This is a genomic window from Thiomicrospira sp. WB1, assembly GCF_001507535.1.
In the GTDB taxonomy this organism is placed as follows: Bacteria; Pseudomonadota; Gammaproteobacteria; order Thiomicrospirales; family Thiomicrospiraceae; genus Hydrogenovibrio.
Genome location: NZ_LQBN01000003.1, coordinates 307478 through 323195, shown reverse-complemented (window position 1 = coordinate 323195; position 15718 = coordinate 307478). Strand labels below are relative to the sequence as shown.

Sequence of the window (15718 nt, the reverse complement as noted above, 5' to 3'; positions counted from 1 at the left end):
GGGTTATGCAGCACTGCTGTGGCTGCCAGCGCCCTTATGATAGGACAATGTCTCCGAAATATCCAGAATCAATGAAACCGTCCCATCGCCCAGAATCGTTGCCCCGGCGATGCTTTGAATTTTCATGAAGTTTTGGTCGAGGCTCTTAATCACCACCTGTTGCTGCCCCAACAAGTCATCCACAAACACACCGGCCCGGCGACCGCCGTCTTCCACCACAACCAACAACCCTTCTTCCAAGTCAGTGCGCGCATCGGCCACCCCTAACAGCTTATGCAATCGGATCACCGGAATGTATTGATCCCGCAGTTTGTAGAGTTCCGTCTGCCCGCCGATGCCTTTGACCAGCGACTTGTCCACCTGAATCGATTCAACAATCGAAATCAAGGGGAACACATAATTCTGGGAACCGACTTTGGCCAACTGACCATCCAGAATCGCCAGGGTCAGCGGTAAGCGGATGGTGAACACCGACCCTTTGCCCAGCTCAGTCTGCACTTCCACGGTGCCACCGAGGCCACGAATGTTTCGACGCACCACATCCATACCGACCCCACGGCCGGACACGTCTGACACCGCTTCCGCGGTAGAGAAACCAGCGTTAAAGATCAAGTCCACAGCTTCCTGGTCGCTCAACTTGTCTTCTTCGGAAATGACCCCCTTCTCAATCGCTTTCTGACGTACTCTGTCAGCGTCGATCCCGGCGCCATCATCGGTAATCTGAATCAAAATATTGCCACCCTGGTGAAACGCTGCCATTTTCACCATACCGGTTTCGGGCTTGCCTTTTTCCAGACGTTTTTCCGGTGATTCCACCCCGTGGTCGATGGAATTTCGAACGATGTGCACCAGCGGATCAGTAAGCGCCTCCAGCATGGTTTTATCCAGCTCGGTGTTCTCACCTTCCATCACCAGGTCAATCTTTTTGCCCAGTTTCTGACTGACGTCGTGCACAATACGAGGCATACGGTTAAACGCAAAACTGACCGGCAACATGCGGATATTCATTACACTTTCCTGCAGATCCCGCGTATGGCGTTCCAGATGCGTCAGCCCCTCTTTTAATTTATCCACCCACTCTTCACGGTTGGTGCTGGCCTGTTCACTTTCCTGAACATCCTGATCAACCTGCTCTGCCTGTTCACCAAACTGGCTGAGCATGGATTGGGTAATCACCAGTTCCCCGACCAGGTTCACCAACTGATCGATTTTGCTCAGATCCACTCGAATCGAGCCTTCCTGCTTCTTGGCAGGAGTGGGCTTATCCCCCGCTTTTTTGGCGGCAGGCTTGGCTGCCGGTTTCGCAGCCGCCGGTGCTTCGCTCTTAGGCTTTTCTTCGGCCGTCGGTGCAGCGGCAGGTTGGGCCACTGATGCGGCAGATTCTGCCGGGGCCTGCTCTGTTGTTTGCGCCTGTGGCGGCGTAATCTTGATTTCAGCACCGTCGCCATCAATCCATTCAAACACCTCGCGCACATCGTCTTCTTTAATGCCTTCGCCTGAAAGCGTCAGATGCCAGCTTAAATACACTTCTTCCGGGTTAAAGGCCTCCAGCTCCGGCAACCTAGTGTCATCGGCTTCCACGCTGAGTTCGCCCAGTGTTTCCAGCTCACGGAAGATGCGAATAGGCTCATTGCCGGTTTGCAACAGGGTCGTTTCCGGAATGACTTCGATTTCCCAATCGCCTTGAGCGGGCTGCTCCGGCTGAGCATTGTCCGAACTCCCACCCTCGTCGGAGGCAGCAGGTTGTGCAGACTCACCGCCATTGAGGAGTTTTTCCATCTGGGCCTGCACTTCTCCGGCTTTGTCGTGATCGATCTCTTCGTGATTTTGCAGGGCCGTCATCATGTCTCGCAGAATATCTACTGCGTGCAACATCACATCGGTGGCTTCCTGAGTCACATTGCGGCGACCGTCGCGCATTTCATCAAGCAGGGTTTCCAGCACATGGGTGAAATCAATGATGTCATTGAACCCGAAGGTGCCGCTCCCCCCCTTGATTGAGTGAGCCGCACGGAAAATTTCGTTGACCTTTTCAGTGTCCGGTGGCCCCGGTTGCAGGTCCAGCAACCCGGTTTCCATAATGTCCAGACCCTCGAAGCTCTCTTCCAGATAGGTTTGGCGAAACGTTTCCATCATGTCCATAATGTGCTACCTCAGCTCGCTCAAAATAGTTCGACATCGCCCTCAACGGGTTTCGATCCGATGTTGTTGATGTAGCGGCTTTCTTCCGCCACCAGTGATTGATTGTGCATCGCATTCAAACGGCGCACCCGCACCCGTCCCGAATTGGGGTAATAAAGCACCTTACGCGGATAAATGTCGCCAATGTCCTGCGAGATGATTTTAAACCCTTCGGTGTAGATGTAATCAAACGCAAAGCCAATATTGTACCAACCGATGTTACTGGAGCCCGAATTCATGATTCGCCCACCGCCGAACAGCTTAAATTCCAGTCGTTCCCGACGGGCACCGGAGCGTAACAGAGCGTTGACCAGGTTTTCCATGGCATAGTTGCCATAACGATTGGCTCCGGACAGTTCGGAGGCTCCAGTGCTGTTTTTATCCACCGGGAGCATAAAATGGTTCATCCCTCCCACGCCCGTTACCGGATCGCGAGCACAGGCGGAAATACAAGATCCCAGTACCGTTTCAATGCGTTCATCGTCGCGCGTGACATAAAACTCACCGGGCAGAATTTTGATGGTATTCAAACCTTCTGCCGGATCAACACTTTTTTGCATAGATTGTCGTTTTTATTTTGAGTGCAATTGGAAAAATAATGCCGTGTCTTTTGTATGCATATCAAGGCGAACAGGTCAGATTTTTTCGACCCATCGAGTCGCCTCATATCAAAGACTCTCCAGACATTGTACGCATTTTGGCAGGCACATGGGACGATTTTCAGAGCGTCCCATCATGAGAAAAAGGAAGCGTTAAGCGCGTCTGGCGCGGAAGAACGATTTAAGCTGGTTGCTCGCCTGGGTCTGACAAAGACCGATGTCAGTCGGAATACGATGATTCAGTGCAGAGTGATTGACCAGATCCATGGCGCTGCCGGCTGCTCCGGTTCGGGGATCGGTGGTGGCGATCACCAAGCGATTGATGCGCGCATGCACCAGCGCCGTGGCACACATTGGGCAAGGTTCGAGTGTGACGTAGAGCGTCAGACCGGGCAAGCGATAGTTTTGCAACGCCTTGCCAGCCTGGCGCAACGCCACGATTTCGGCGTGGGCACTGGGGTCATGTTTTTGAATGACCTGATTCCAGCCACAGGCGACTTCGACCTGTTCGGCATTAACCAATACCGCCCCAACAGGCACTTCACCCTCCTGTTCGGCACGCTCAGCCAAGCTCAGTGCACGCTGCATCCAGTGCCAGTCGTGCTCACTGGCCCAATCGGGCCGGACGTCACTCAAAGCCCATCACTCCCACTCAATGGTGGCGGGCGGCTTACTCGAGATGTCATAAGTCACGCGTGTGATCCGCGGAATCTCATTGATGATCCGGTTGGAAACTTTTTCCAGGAAGTCATAAGGCAAATGCGCCCAGCGTGCGGTCATAAAGTCCACGGTTTCCACGGCACGCAAAGCGACCACATAGTCATAACGCCGCGCATCCCCAACCACACCGACGGACTTGACCGGCAAAAACACGGCAAACGCCTGAGAGGTCTTATCGTACAGCCCAGCCTCGCGCAGCTCGCTGATAAAAATGTGATCCGCCAAACGCAAAATGTCCGCGTATTCTTTTTTGACTTCGCCCAGAATCCGTACCCCCAGACCCGGTCCCGGGAAGGGGTGACGATACACCATGTCCGAAGGTAGCCCCAGTGCGACGCCCAGCTTGCGAACCTCGTCTTTAAACAGTTCGCGCAACGGCTCAAGCAAGGTCAGCTTCATGTCGTCGGGCAGACCACCAACGTTATGATGCGACTTGATCACTTTGGCCTTACCGGTCTTGGCACCCGCCGACTCGATCACATCCGGGTAAATCGTGCCTTGCGCCAACCAGTTCACCTCGGTTAATTTGGCAGCCTCGGCATCAAACAGCTCAATGAAGCTGTGGCCGATGATTTTGCGCTTTTCTTCTGGGTCTTCTACCCCTGCAAGCTTGTCCATGAACGCGTCCACCGCATCCACACGAATCACTTTGATCCCCATGTGGTCGGCAAACATCGACATCACCTGATCGCCTTCCTGATAGCGCAGCAGACCGTGATCCACAAACACACAGGTCAATTGATCCCCGATCGCTTTGTGCAACAGGGCCGCCACCACCGAAGAGTCGACTCCACCGGACAAGCCCAGCAATACTTTATCCTTGCCCACGGTTTCGCGAATACGCGCCACACTGTCATCAATGATGTTACCGGTGGTCCAAAGTTTTTCACACCCGCATATGTCGACCACAAACCGCTCCAGAATACGCGATCCCTGTAGTGTGTGCGTCACCTCCGGGTGAAACTGAATCCCGTAAAAATGCTTTTGCTCATCCGCCATCCCGGCAATGGGGCAATTATCAGTCGAAGCCATCAGCTTGAAGCCCTCAGGCATGCGATCCACCCGGTCGCCGTGCGACATCCAGACATCCAGCATGCCATGCCCCTCAGGCGTCACATGGTCTTCGATCTTGTCCAGCAACTGGGTATGACCCCGAGCACGCACCTGTGCATAGCCGTATTCATGCTCACTGGAATGAATGACTTTGCCACCCAGCTGTTCCGCCATGGTCTGCATGCCATAACAAATGCCCAGCACCGGCACACCCAGGTCAAAAATCTGGGGCGCGGCAATCGGCGCATCGTCTCCAGTCACGGTTTCCGGACCGCCGGATAAAATGACCCCGCGAGCCCCGAACTGCTCGATGGTGGCCAGCTCCGTATCCCAGGGTTCCACCTCGCAGTAGACCCCGATTTCACGGATACGGCGGGCAATCAACTGAGTGTACTGGGAACCGAAATCCAGAATTAAAATTCGATGTTCGTGGATATTGGGCTGGGTCATTGCATAAATCTCTTTGTGATCAAACGGATGAATCGGTAAGCGTCAAAATGAAACGGGCGAACGTCAGTCCGTTCGCCCGCTCCGGGTCATTTTTGACCAGGCCTGGTCAAAACACCAGGCACGTCAATGATCAGACGCGGTAGTTGGGCGCTTCCTTGGTGATGGTAACGTTGTGAACATGACTCTCGGTCATGCCCGCCCCACTAACGCGGACAAATTGCGGCTTGGTATTGAACTCGCGAATGTCCTGACAGCCGGTATAGCCCATACTGGCTCGAATACCGCCCACCAACTGGTGCAGAATCGGCGCCAGAGGCCCTTTGTACGCGACGCGACCTTCAATCCCTTCCGGCACCAGCTTATCTTCCGCATTGGAAGACTGGAAATAGCGGTCAGACGACCCTTGTTTTTGAGACATGGCGCCCAGCGAGCCCATGCCACGGTATGACTTGTAGGCACGGCCCTGATAGTACTCGACCTCACCTGGCGATTCTTCGGTGCCCGCAAACATACTGCCCAGCATCACACAGGAGGCCCCTGCGACCAGCGCTTTGGCCACATCCCCGGAAAAACGAATGCCGCCATCGGCGATCAAAGGCACATCGGTGCCCTGCAATGCTTCGGCCACATTCGATACCGCCGTCAACTGAGGCACACCCACACCCGACACCACTCGCGTGGTGCAGATTGACCCCGGGCCGATACCGACTTTCACTGCGTCTGCACCGGCTACGACCAGATCCTTGGCCGCTTCGGCCGTGGCAATGTTGCCACCGACCACGTCCACCTGAGGATAGTTGTCCTTGACCCATTTCACCCGGTCAATCACGCCTTTGGAATGGCCATGCGCGGTGTCCACCACCAGCACATCCACCCCCGCTTTAACCAGTGCGTCAACACGCGCTTCGGTCTCCGCCCCGGTCCCCACGGCCGCGCCCACGCGCAAACGCCCATTGGAATCCTTGGCAGCAAACGGGTGCTCGGATGATTTTTCCATGTCTTTGACCGTAATCATGCCTTTGAGACGGAAATGATCATCCACTACCAGCAAACGCTCCAAACGGTGTTCGTGCAAGAGCTCCAGCACCTCTTCACGGTTGGTTTTTTCCTTGACCGTGATCAATTGATCTTTGGGCGTCATGATCTGTGAGACCGGCTGAGTTTCATCGACCAGATAGCGTAAATCCCGGCTGGTTACAATGCCGACCAGATCATCACCATCCATCACCGGCGCCGAGGAGACGCGATTGGCTTTGGTTTTCGCCAGAACCTGCTCCACTGTGTCGGTCACCTGTACTGTAACCGGTTCCAAAATCACACCATGTTCGTATTTTTTAACTTTGGTGACCACATGCGCCTGTTCTTCGATCGACATATTTTTGTGCACAATCCCGATGCCACCTTCCTGTGCCATAGAGATCGCCAGACGGGCTTCTGTCACCGTGTCCATGGCCGAGGAAACAAACGGAATATTGAGCTCGATGTTGCGGGACAAGCGGGTTTTCACCGAGACGTCATTGGGCAGGACCGACGATTTGGCCGGCACCAACAATACATCGTCAAATGTCAGAGCTTCTTGCAGAATGCGCATAGGGATTTCTACCTTATATGATTTTTATGGGTCAATCAGTATTTTTTAAGCTTGTGCCTGTCAGGCCCCGGCCTGACAGCATCACACGACTTTTAAACCTTTTTTCAATGACTTACCGCATGAAAAAAGCTTAAGACCGCTCCCATAAAGACGTTGGTCTGGAAAATTGCGTTCATTATAAAGATTGACAGCCTCCGGGTAAACTTAATAAGTTATACACCCATACGATAAATGTAAAAAACCGCGCAGATGGCGGCTTTTACTTTCAATCGTAATTCGTAATGTTTAGAATAAGTCTCGCAAGAGAAAACAAATAAGCTTATTCAAATCTTGGAGGATTCAATGAAGAAATTATTCACAGCCGCAGCCGTTGCCGCTTCCCTGACACTGGGTGCGTGTGCCAACATGCAGTCCAACGATCTGTCCACCTATAACGGTGTGATGGCAGAAGCGGCTGCACAGCACGCCATTGCCAAAGAAAACGGCAATGTGTGGAAACAGAAAAAAATGAAAAAGCCATACGTTGATCACTATATGGCCAAAGCCGAAGAAGCCAAGAAAAAAGGTGACGACGCAGCGGCAATGAAGTACGCCAAAGAAGCCCTGAAGTCAGCCCGTGCGGAAGTACGTCAAACTCAGGCTCATGCGTCAACTGAGCCAGCTTGGTTGAAATAAACACCACTGGCGTACGAACTGAAAAACCGGCTTCGGCCGGTTTTTTTGTGCCCAAACAACCTAGTCTGCATAGAGATTAGAATGCGCTAAAAATCACCCGGCGCACTTTTTCCTTTTATTTCCCGTTCAAGTACTGCTCATCCGTGAAACAGCTGACCCATTGCGGCTTCATCATGACCAGCGCCACCAGGATCATGGCGTTGACAAATCCCTCCGGAATCACCATCAACGGAATAAACGGCAAAAACGATTGCTCAAGCTTTTCCGGTGTTTGCGCCCCGCTCAACCACATGGCAGACGCCGACAACATCAGAGTGACAAACGCACTGAGTCCGGCTGCAAAAAACCCATTGAGCAACACAAACACAAAAAAGTTGTGTGCAAGGTACAGATAAGCCAGCCGCGCAATCCACCAAACCAGCAATACCGGTATTACACCCATCAGGACAGCGTTGACCCCAAACATCAGCAGACCGGCCCCACCCGTCAGAGTCACGCCCAGTAACGCCAGGGAAGCGGCCATGATCGCAAACTGCGGTCCAAACATCATGGTGACCAAAGCGCTCATCAGAAAATGAAACGTCAGGCCGCTGCCGATGGATGCGGCGGCCGACCACAAGAAAAATAACAGCACCGAAGTGGCCAGAAAAACGTGCTGGGATTCCCGATCTTCAATTTTGTACCAGGGCGCCGTGCGCACACTCCAGGCCAGTGCCGCCAAATAAAGCAACGCACCGCCCAGCATCCAGGCATGACTAAACCCTGCATCCTGCAAATTCATGCTGCTTCTCCCTGTTGTGTTGGCAGACTCCGGGGCCAAGGATACGAACCGCTGACACACCCCAGCCTGAAACCAGTATAATATTGCGTTTTAAACCAACCCATAGTTTAGCATTATGCCACTGGCGATAAAGATCCTGTTTGCGTTTGCCTATGACCTGTTGCTGCTTTGTGCCATCTGGGTGGCGGGCGCGCTCCCATTCGTGATCTGGCAAGGCGAGGACTTTCAGCGCAACCCTTATGCACTGGTCGGTTTTCAAGCCTATCTCATTGGCCTGACCTATCTTTACCTGACCTATTTCTGGACGCAGAACGGCCAGACGCCCGGGTTGCGCGTCTGGCGTCTGGCACTGGTTCGCAATGATCACTACCTGATGCCACGCTATCAGGCCAACCTGCGTTTTCTGGCCGGGATACTGTTGTTCTGGATCGGCTGGATCGGTCTGTTCACGCCCATGAAACGCACCCTCCAGGACCATCTCAGCGGCACCCGTATTTTACCGCTTAGCGCCATCAACCCCGAGAACTGATTCATGTCTACCATCGTCATTCATACCCCGACTCTTACCGATGCTCAGCTGTCACGCCTGACTGACACCTTTGGCACCGCGCCAGTGGCCCAGGCCAACCATTTTCGCCTCACCAGCACAATGCCAAAGGACGCGCTCACTGATGCCTGTCACAGCCTGTCACAAGCATGGCAACTGGATCTTAACCTGCTCCCGGAGAGCTTTGATGCTCAGGCCGTCAGGCTTCTGATCAGCGATATGGACTCCACCCTGATCGGCATTGAGTGCGTGGATGAAATTGCCGACATGCTGGGGATCAAGCCGCAGGTGGCAGCCATCACTGAGGCGGCCATGCGCGGCGAACTCAAATTCGAAGAGTCGCTGACGGAGCGTGTTGCCCTGCTGGAAGGACTGGAAACGCAAGCACTCGACCGAGTCATGCAGGAACGGCTGTTTCTCAACCCCGGTGCCGAAGCCTGGATTGACGGCCTCAAGGCCCGGAACATTGCGTTCGCTCTGGTGTCCGGCGGTTTCACTTATTTCACCGATCGCCTCAAAGACCGGCTAAAACTGGATCATACCCAGGCCAATGTGCTGGAAGTGATGGATGACCGCCTGACCGGCCGGGTCAAAGGGGCCATTGTCGGCGCTGAGGCCAAAGCGACGTTTCTGACATCGCTCTGTGCACAATACCAAATCGACTGCCGGCAGACCATCGCCATCGGTGATGGCGCCAATGACCTCAAAATGATGCACGCCGCCGGGCTCAGCATTGCCTACCATGCCAAACCGGCCGTGCAGGCACAGGCCGACGTCAGCCTCAATTACGGCGGACTGGATAAAGTGCTGGACTTTCTCGCCTGAGGCCGCCCTGAACTCAGAGACCTGAACGCAACGCCCAGCTAAATCCCGACATAAAAAAACCCCGTTTTCACCAGGCCTGGTGAAAACGGGGGTTTAATGGCAAGACAGTCGCGCTGAATCAGAACAGGCTCATTTCATACTCTTGCATGGCCACACTGATAAAGGTGCCCAAGGTGTCTTCATAGCCCGGCCACTGGCTGGCCACATCCTTCATAAACGGCTCATCCATGATGATCGGCTTCATTTCATAATCAGACAAGCCTTCGTCGTACAACTCACCCACTCGCATGTAAAGCAGCTCCATAAAGTTCAAACCGTCTTCAATCAGACCAATGTCATCGTGCGCGCCGTGCATGGGCACAAACGTTTCCAGATTCATGGCTTTGACCTGCTTCAGAGCATCAATGGTCCCCTGGAAGGAGCCATCCGCCATGTTCGCAATCCGACGCATCACGGTGTCGCCCATGACCATGGTTTTGTCTTCCACCACTTCCACCGTCAGATCAGACGCGGTATGCACTTTACCGAAATAGTGAATTTTCAAGGTGGTATCCCCCAACTCCCAGACTTCACCGCCTGTCAGTTCCTGATCTGGCAGAGTCATCACCGTGCCCGTGATTTTATTATCACTGTTGGTTTGCATGAAGTTAAACCAGAATTCATCCTGACCGCTTTTTAGGCGCTTGCGGCAATTGGGGTGAGCGTAAATTTCCACATCCGGATAGGCTTGAACGAAAGCATGGTTGCCCAACCAGTGGTCGCCGTGCTCATGCGTATTGATCACCTTGATCACCGGCTTGTCGGTGACTTTTTTGATCTGGCGCAAAATCATTTCCCCGATTTGCACCGAACTGCCGGTGTCGACCACCACCACGCCTTTTTCAGTCACAATAAAGTTGGGGTTGGAAAAGAATGCATAATTGTCCGGCGTGGGGTGCGGCCCCATCGCGGGCACATAATACACCCGCTTGGAAGCCTGAACAGCCTCCACATCGGGGACGGCGGGGCCTTTAAACTCCGCCAATTCTTCGGCGTAAAGCGGGTTCAACGCCGAAGCACCGATCAGACCGGCCGACAAACCCAGCGCGTTGCGTAAAAACTGACGACGACTTTGCGAAGGCATAGCATTCTCCTGTAAAAAATGTGACTGTCATAAAACGTTCAACAGTATAGCCAAACGCGCGCGCTTGTACAGTCAAAGACTGCACAAAAATCTGGGAAGCGCTGCCTTGGCTCGGACTCTTTGGTAAAATGAGTGTTCTGAAAATAAGGGAGCGACCATGGACCTTACCCCACCGGAACAATCCATCGAAGCCGTACAGGCCGACCTGGTCAAACGTTTCACTCACTTTGACAACTGGAAGGACCGCTACAAGTACCTGATAGACATGGGCAAAACACTGCCCAAGATGCCGGAAGACACTCAAACCGAGGCCAACCGCATTCATGGCTGCCAGTCGCAAGTCTGGCTAGCCATCGAGGAAAAAGACGGGCGTCTTTACATGCAGGCCAAAAGCGACGCCGCGATCGTTTCCGGTCTCATCGCCCTCTTGCTTAAGGTCTATAACGGCCGCACGCCCGAAGAAATCGTCAACGCGCCGCTGGACTTCCTGGGAGAGATCGGACTGCTGCAGCAACTCTCACCCAATCGATCGACCGGGCTTTATCACATGATCAAGCGCATCAAAGCCGAGGCCGAAGCCCGCCGCACGACCCCTTAATCGTTTCGGCTCAATCAATGACCGACACAAAAAAAGGGCCATTCGGCCCTTTTTTATTCGCTTAAAAAACCCTCTTGCGGCTTACGCCACTTTGAGCTTTTCCTGCGGCGTATTCTGCAGGGCGGCGATGCGATCTTCCAGCGGCGGGTGGGAGCGGAACAGATCGCCAAAGCTTGACGGCGCCGCCGAGATACCAAACGCGGCCATCTGATCCGGCAACTGACCTGGCTGCATGCTCTGCAGGCGCTGCAACGCCGCGATCATGTTTTCCTTGCCTGCCAGATAGGCCCCGCCTTTGTCGGCATGAAACTCGCGATAGCGCGAGAACCACATGGCGATGATGCTGGCCAGAATGCCCAACAGAATCTGGGCCACAATGTCGACCACGATGAAAGCCAGACTGTGCCCCCCTTCTTCGTTTTTGAGAATCATGCGATCCACGATAAACGCCGCGATTTTGGCAAAGAAAATGACGAAGGTGTTAAGCACGCCCTGCAACAAGGCCATGGTCACCATGTCGCCGTTGGCCACGTGCGCCACCTCATGCCCCAGAACCGCTTCGACTTCGTTTTGCGTCATGGCGCGCATCAAGCCAGTGGACACCGCCACCATTGACTTGTTCTTGGTCATACCTGTGGCAAACGCATTCGGTTCCGGCGCATCATAAATCGCCACTTCCGGGGTTTTGATCCCGGCTTTTTGCGCCTGACGGTGCACGGTTTCCAGCAACCAGCGCTCATCCTGAGTGCGAGGCTCCTCAATGACCTTGGCACCGGTCGCCATTTTGGCCATCCATTTGGACATGGCCAGGGACACAAACGACCCGGCAAAACCAAATACCAGAGCAAAAGCAAAGAGATTGCCCAGATCCAGACTGGTGCCCTGCATGTAGCTGCCGACCCCCAACAGGTTGAGAGTAATCATGGCCACGGCCAGGACGGCAATGTTGGTTAAAAGAAACAAGCCAATGCGTTTCATGCGTTGAAACCTCCAGGGTAACGTTGATTCAAGTCAGCAGACAGCCTAATGGAACTCTCTCCCATTTCACTGCCTCAACTGAGTTTAATATAAAGATTTTTTATCGGGATTCAAGTTTTAATGAAGGCAAATCCCGACTTTTCACCAGGCCTGGTAAAAAGTTGGGAAAACCTTGCCATCAGGATTGCGCCAAACGTGCTTTCAGCACAGCGTTGACCTGCGCCGGGTTCGCCTGACCCTTGGAGGCTTTCATCACCTGTCCCACAAAGAAGCCCAGCATTTTTTCCTGTCCGCCTTGATAGGCCGCTACCTGATCCGGGTGATCGGCCAGCACCTGGTCCACCATTTCGGTGATCGCACCTTCGTCGGTGATCTGCTTCAGCCCCTTGGCCTCAATGACCTCATCGGCATGGCCTTCACCGTCCCACATGGCACTGAAGACCTGTTTGGCCATTTTGCCGGAGATGGTGCCATCATCCACGCGCGCCATCAGCCCGGCCAACATTTTAGCCGTCACCGGTGATTGGTCGATGCGCAAGCCTGCCTGATTCAGAGCCTTGGACAAATCGCCCATGAGCCAGTTGGCGGCTTTTTTGGCTTCACCGGTCAGATCCACCAAGGTTTCAAAGTAGTCCGACATCGCACGCGAGGCGGTCAACACCTGGGCATCGTCCTCGGACAAGCCCCAGTTCTGCTGATAACGCGCTCGCTTGGCATCCGGCAACTCGGGCATGGCTTCGGCTTCGCGCTCAATGTCCGCCTGCTCAATCACAACCGGCAACAGATCCGGGCACGGAAAGTAGCGGTAATCGTTGGCTTCTTCTTTTTCCCGCATGGAGCGCGTTTCATTGCGCTCCGGGTCATAAAGCCGTGTTTCCTGCACGACCTCACCACCTGACTCGAGAATCTCGATCTGACGGGCCACCTCAAATTCAATCGCCTGCTCAATAAACCGAAACGAGTTGATGTTTTTCAGCTCGGCGCGCGTGCCAAATGGCGTGCCCGGCTTATGGATGGATACGTTGGAATCCACACGGAACGAGCCTTCCTGCATGTTGCCATCACAAATGTCCAAAAATTGCACCAGTTCGTGCATCTTGCGTGCATAAGCCACGGCTTCTTGTGCCGAACGCATATCCGGTTCGGAGACGATTTCCAACAACGGCGTCCCCGCCCGGTTCAAATCGACCCCGGTCATGCCGGGAAACGCATCATGAATCGACTTGCCCGCATCTTCTTCCAGGTGGGCCCGGGTAATACCGATGCGCCGGGTCTCGCCTTCCACTTCGATTTCCAAACTGCCGCCGTCTTCCACAATCGGGTAAGAAAACTGAGAGGTTTGATAGCCTTTGGGCAAGTCTGGATAAAAATAGTTTTTACGGTCAAACACCGAGCGCCGCCCGATGTTGGCGCCAATCGCCAACCCGAAACGAATCGCTTTGGGGATCACCGCTTTGTTGAGCACCGGCAGTTGGCCCGGCATCCCTAAATCCAGCAAATTGGCTTGCGTATTGGGCTCGGCACCGTAGGCGATGGACGAGCCGGAAAAAATTTTGGTTTGCGTGGTGAGCTGAGCGTGTATCTCCAGACCAATGACCACTTCCCAATCTTGCATTGCAACGTCTCCCTTAACGATAGTCGGTGGCCACCGAGTGGTGCCAGTCTGTCACCTGCTGATACTGGTGGGCCAGTTGCAGAATTTTGTGTTCTTCGAAATAGGGGCCGATGATATGAAGCCCCACCGGCCGACCCTGCGCAAAACCGGCTGGCACGGACATGGCAGGCAAACCGGCCAGATTGACCGGAATGGTGTACAAATCCGCCAGATACATACTCACCGGATCATCGGTTTTTTCACCGATATCAAATGCCACCGAAGGCGCCACCGGGCCCACAATCAGATCACACTGTTCAAAGGCTTTGACAAAATCGTCCCGTACCAGACGGCGCAGTTTCTGAGCTTTGCGATAATAGGCATCGTAATACCCTTCCGACAGCACATAGGTCCCGACCATGATCCGGCGCTTGACCTCTTCGCCAAACCCTTCCGAGCGTGAACGCGTATACAGATCATTCAGATCCTTGGGTGCTTCACAGCGATGCCCGTAACGCACCCCATCAAACCGCGACAGATTGGAAGACGCCTCCGCCGGCGCCAACACGTAATAGCTGGAGACGGCCAAATCCTTGTTGGGCAGGTGAACCGGGACCACTTCGGCTCCCTGGTCAGCCAGAACCTGAATGGCGGCCTGAACCGTTTCCGCCACTTCGTTATCCAGTCCTTCGGAGAAATACTCCTCCGGCACCCCAATTTTGAGCTCTTTCACTGGCTGTGCTAAATCCCGGGCATAATCGGTCCGCGCCAGAGACACACTGGTGGAATCGCGCTCATCCAAGCCTGCCATGGCCTCCAGCATCCAGGCCGCATCCTCGGCCGAGCGCGTCATGGGGCCGCCCTGGTCAAAGCTGGAGGCGTAGGCGATCATGCCATAACGAGAAACCGCACCGTAAGTTGGCTTGATACCACTGATGCCACAGAATGCCGCTGGCTGGCGAATGGAGCCACCGGTATCAGACCCGGTGGCCACGGGTGCCAGTCCGGCGGCCACGGCTGCGGCAGAGCCACCGGACGAGCCGCCGGGCACGGCCTTTTTATCCCATGGGTTCAAGGTCTGGCCGTAATAACTGCTTTCCGTCGAAGAGCCCATGGCAAATTCATCCATGTTGGTTTTGCCCAGGATAGGCATGCCCAATGCGTTCAGCTTCTCCACCACGGTCGCATCATACGGTGACAAAAACTGATCCAGCATTTTGGAACCGCAGCTGGTTTTGACATCGCGTGTGCAAAAAATGTCTTTGTGGGCAACGGGAATCCCGGTTAAACGGTGGCCTTCTCCCCGGTCCAACCGCTCATCCGCTTCTTTGGCCATGTCCAAAGCCAGCTCCGGCGTCACGGTGACATACGAATTGAGTTCGCCGTCGAAACGGGCAATCCGATCCAGAAAATGCTGCGTCAGTTCAACACTCGTCAACTCACGGCGCTGCAAGCGCTCACTGAGCGTCTTTAATGATAGGTTATGCATGATTCTCTCTGAATTTCAGTTTTAATGGGTCCGCCCCCGATCGGGGTTAAACCTGCTCAATCACCTGAGGCACCAGATAAAGTCCTTTTTCGGCGGCCGGGGCAATGCGTTGATAGCGATCACGCTGATTGGTTTCGGTGACCGTGTCCTCCCGCAGGCGCTGCACCTGGTCCAGTGGGTGGGACATCGGCTCAACGCCGTCGGTCTCGACCGATTGCATGGTCTGCAACACATCCAGAATATGATTCAGTTTACCGGCGACCTGCCCGATCTCTTCTTCTTCAACAGACAAAGCAGCCAATCGCGCAATGGCGGTCACGTCCTTTTTTTCTATGGCCATCTGATTCTCCGGTTTACAGAGGGTCCTGATCGCACCGTGTCCGGTTGACCTCAACCCAAAATCGATTGATTAAAAAATCCGATTAAATTACCACATTTGAGGCATTTCAGGAAGGGTTAAAGGGGATTTTCCCCCTTGAATTGACCCAATGCGATGGACAGGATTTTGATTCGT

General features: G+C 54.1%; 15 protein-coding genes. 4 read left to right on the top strand and 11 right to left on the bottom strand.

The genetic code is table 11. The features are described from left to right. Nucleotides 1-3: 3 nt before the first annotated feature. From AVO41_RS08630 to guaB, 5 genes are all read right to left on the bottom strand, one after another. Nucleotides 4-2142, bottom strand: coding sequence for a chemotaxis protein CheA (locus tag AVO41_RS08630; RefSeq protein WP_068585660.1), 2139 nt, complete (start codon nucleotides 2140-2142; stop codon nucleotides 4-6). Nucleotides 2143-2162: 20 nt separating this feature from the next. Next, nucleotides 2163-2741: a chemoreceptor glutamine deamidase CheD gene (gene cheD, locus AVO41_RS08625; protein ID WP_068585657.1), complete on the bottom strand. Its 579-nt coding sequence runs from the start codon at nucleotides 2739-2741 to the stop codon at nucleotides 2163-2165. A 192-nt stretch (nucleotides 2742-2933) separates the two neighbouring features. Next, nucleotides 2934-3416 (bottom strand): tRNA adenosine(34) deaminase TadA, encoded by a 483-nt coding sequence (gene tadA / locus AVO41_RS08620; RefSeq protein ID WP_068585654.1) that lies wholly within the window; start codon nucleotides 3414-3416, stop codon nucleotides 2934-2936. A gap of 6 nt (nucleotides 3417-3422) precedes the next feature. After that, complete coding sequence (guaA, locus tag AVO41_RS08615) at nucleotides 3423-5003, bottom strand: glutamine-hydrolyzing GMP synthase (protein ID WP_068585651.1); 1581 nt, start codon at nucleotides 5001-5003, stop codon at nucleotides 3423-3425. Nucleotides 5004-5133: 130 nt separating this feature from the next. After that, nucleotides 5134-6594 (bottom strand): IMP dehydrogenase, encoded by a 1461-nt coding sequence (gene guaB / locus AVO41_RS08610; protein ID WP_068585648.1) that lies wholly within the window; start codon nucleotides 6592-6594, stop codon nucleotides 5134-5136. A gap of 342 nt (nucleotides 6595-6936) precedes the next feature. Between guaB and AVO41_RS08605 the strand changes: the two genes are divergently transcribed. Beyond that, nucleotides 6937-7269, top strand: coding sequence for a hypothetical protein (locus tag AVO41_RS08605; RefSeq protein WP_068585645.1), 333 nt, complete (start codon nucleotides 6937-6939; stop codon nucleotides 7267-7269). Nucleotides 7270-7384: 115 nt separating this feature from the next. Here the strand turns inward: AVO41_RS08605 and AVO41_RS08600 are convergent, their stop codons facing one another. After that, nucleotides 7385-8050, bottom strand: coding sequence for an energy-coupling factor ABC transporter permease (locus AVO41_RS08600; RefSeq protein ID WP_068585643.1), 666 nt, complete (start codon nucleotides 8048-8050; stop codon nucleotides 7385-7387). A 115-nt stretch (nucleotides 8051-8165) separates the two neighbouring features. On the opposite strand from AVO41_RS08600, the gene AVO41_RS08595 reads away from it, so the two are divergent. Together AVO41_RS08595 and serB are read left to right on the top strand one after the other, a co-directional pair. After that, nucleotides 8166-8579 carry an RDD family protein gene (locus AVO41_RS08595; RefSeq protein ID WP_068585640.1) on the top strand — a complete coding sequence of 138 codons (414 nt, stop codon included), beginning with the start codon at nucleotides 8166-8168 and terminating at the stop codon, nucleotides 8577-8579. 3 nt (nucleotides 8580-8582) lie between these two features. After that, entirely contained in the window at nucleotides 8583-9422 is an 840-nt protein-coding gene (serB, locus tag AVO41_RS08590; protein WP_068585638.1) for a phosphoserine phosphatase SerB, read from the top strand. A gap of 118 nt (nucleotides 9423-9540) precedes the next feature. Here the strand turns inward: serB and AVO41_RS08585 are convergent, their stop codons facing one another. Then, a complete protein-coding gene (locus tag AVO41_RS08585) occupies nucleotides 9541-10545 on the bottom strand; it encodes an MBL fold metallo-hydrolase (protein WP_068585635.1) in 1005 nt (334 codons plus the stop codon). A 157-nt stretch (nucleotides 10546-10702) separates the two neighbouring features. Between AVO41_RS08585 and AVO41_RS08580 the strand changes: the two genes are divergently transcribed. Beyond that, nucleotides 10703-11143: a SufE family protein gene (locus AVO41_RS08580; protein ID WP_068585633.1), complete on the top strand. Its 441-nt coding sequence runs from the start codon at nucleotides 10703-10705 to the stop codon at nucleotides 11141-11143. A gap of 81 nt (nucleotides 11144-11224) precedes the next feature. Here the strand turns inward: AVO41_RS08580 and htpX are convergent, their stop codons facing one another. The 4 genes from htpX to gatC form a co-directional block, all read right to left on the bottom strand. Beyond that, on the bottom strand, nucleotides 11225-12121 hold the full coding sequence (gene htpX, locus AVO41_RS08575; RefSeq protein WP_068585630.1) for a protease HtpX: 897 nt from the start codon (nucleotides 12119-12121) through the stop codon (nucleotides 11225-11227). 178 nt (nucleotides 12122-12299) lie between these two features. Further along, a complete protein-coding gene (gene gatB, locus AVO41_RS08570; protein WP_068585628.1) occupies nucleotides 12300-13736 on the bottom strand; it encodes an Asp-tRNA(Asn)/Glu-tRNA(Gln) amidotransferase subunit GatB in 1437 nt (478 codons plus the stop codon). Between the two features lie 13 nt (nucleotides 13737-13749). After that, a complete protein-coding gene (gene gatA, locus AVO41_RS08565) occupies nucleotides 13750-15204 on the bottom strand; it encodes an Asp-tRNA(Asn)/Glu-tRNA(Gln) amidotransferase subunit GatA (RefSeq protein WP_068585625.1) in 1455 nt (484 codons plus the stop codon). A gap of 46 nt (nucleotides 15205-15250) precedes the next feature. Continuing rightward, on the bottom strand, nucleotides 15251-15544 hold the full coding sequence (gatC, locus tag AVO41_RS08560) for an Asp-tRNA(Asn)/Glu-tRNA(Gln) amidotransferase subunit GatC (RefSeq protein ID WP_068585622.1): 294 nt from the start codon (nucleotides 15542-15544) through the stop codon (nucleotides 15251-15253). Nucleotides 15545-15718 lie beyond the last annotated feature (174 nt).

Excerpts from the sequence above, each read along its gene's own strand:
- AVO41_RS08630 (WP_068585660.1), bottom strand. The coding sequence starts at position 2,142 with ATGGACATGATGGAAACGTTTCGCCAAACCTATCTGGAAGAGAGCTTC.
- cheD (WP_068585657.1), bottom strand. The coding sequence starts at position 2,741 with ATGCAAAAAAGTGTTGATCCGGCAGAAGGTTTGAATACCATCAAAATT.
- guaA (WP_068585651.1), bottom strand. The coding sequence starts at position 5,003 with ATGACCCAGCCCAATATCCACGAACATCGAATTTTAATTCTGGATTTC.
- guaB (WP_068585648.1), bottom strand. The coding sequence starts at position 6,594 with ATGCGCATTCTGCAAGAAGCTCTGACATTTGACGATGTATTGTTGGTG.
- AVO41_RS08605 (WP_068585645.1), top strand. The coding sequence starts at position 6,937 with ATGAAGAAATTATTCACAGCCGCAGCCGTTGCCGCTTCCCTGACACTG.
- AVO41_RS08600 (WP_068585643.1), bottom strand. The coding sequence starts at position 8,050 with ATGAATTTGCAGGATGCAGGGTTTAGTCATGCCTGGATGCTGGGCGGT.
- AVO41_RS08595 (WP_068585640.1), top strand. The coding sequence starts at position 8,166 with ATGCCACTGGCGATAAAGATCCTGTTTGCGTTTGCCTATGACCTGTTG.
- serB (WP_068585638.1), top strand. The coding sequence starts at position 8,583 with ATGTCTACCATCGTCATTCATACCCCGACTCTTACCGATGCTCAGCTG.
- AVO41_RS08585 (WP_068585635.1), bottom strand. The coding sequence starts at position 10,545 with ATGCCTTCGCAAAGTCGTCGTCAGTTTTTACGCAACGCGCTGGGTTTG.
- AVO41_RS08580 (WP_068585633.1), top strand. The coding sequence starts at position 10,703 with ATGGACCTTACCCCACCGGAACAATCCATCGAAGCCGTACAGGCCGAC.
- htpX (WP_068585630.1), bottom strand. The coding sequence starts at position 12,121 with ATGAAACGCATTGGCTTGTTTCTTTTAACCAACATTGCCGTCCTGGCC.
- gatB (WP_068585628.1), bottom strand. The coding sequence starts at position 13,736 with ATGCAAGATTGGGAAGTGGTCATTGGTCTGGAGATACACGCTCAGCTC.
- gatA (WP_068585625.1), bottom strand. The coding sequence starts at position 15,204 with ATGCATAACCTATCATTAAAGACGCTCAGTGAGCGCTTGCAGCGCCGT.
- gatC (WP_068585622.1), bottom strand. The coding sequence starts at position 15,544 with ATGGCCATAGAAAAAAAGGACGTGACCGCCATTGCGCGATTGGCTGCT.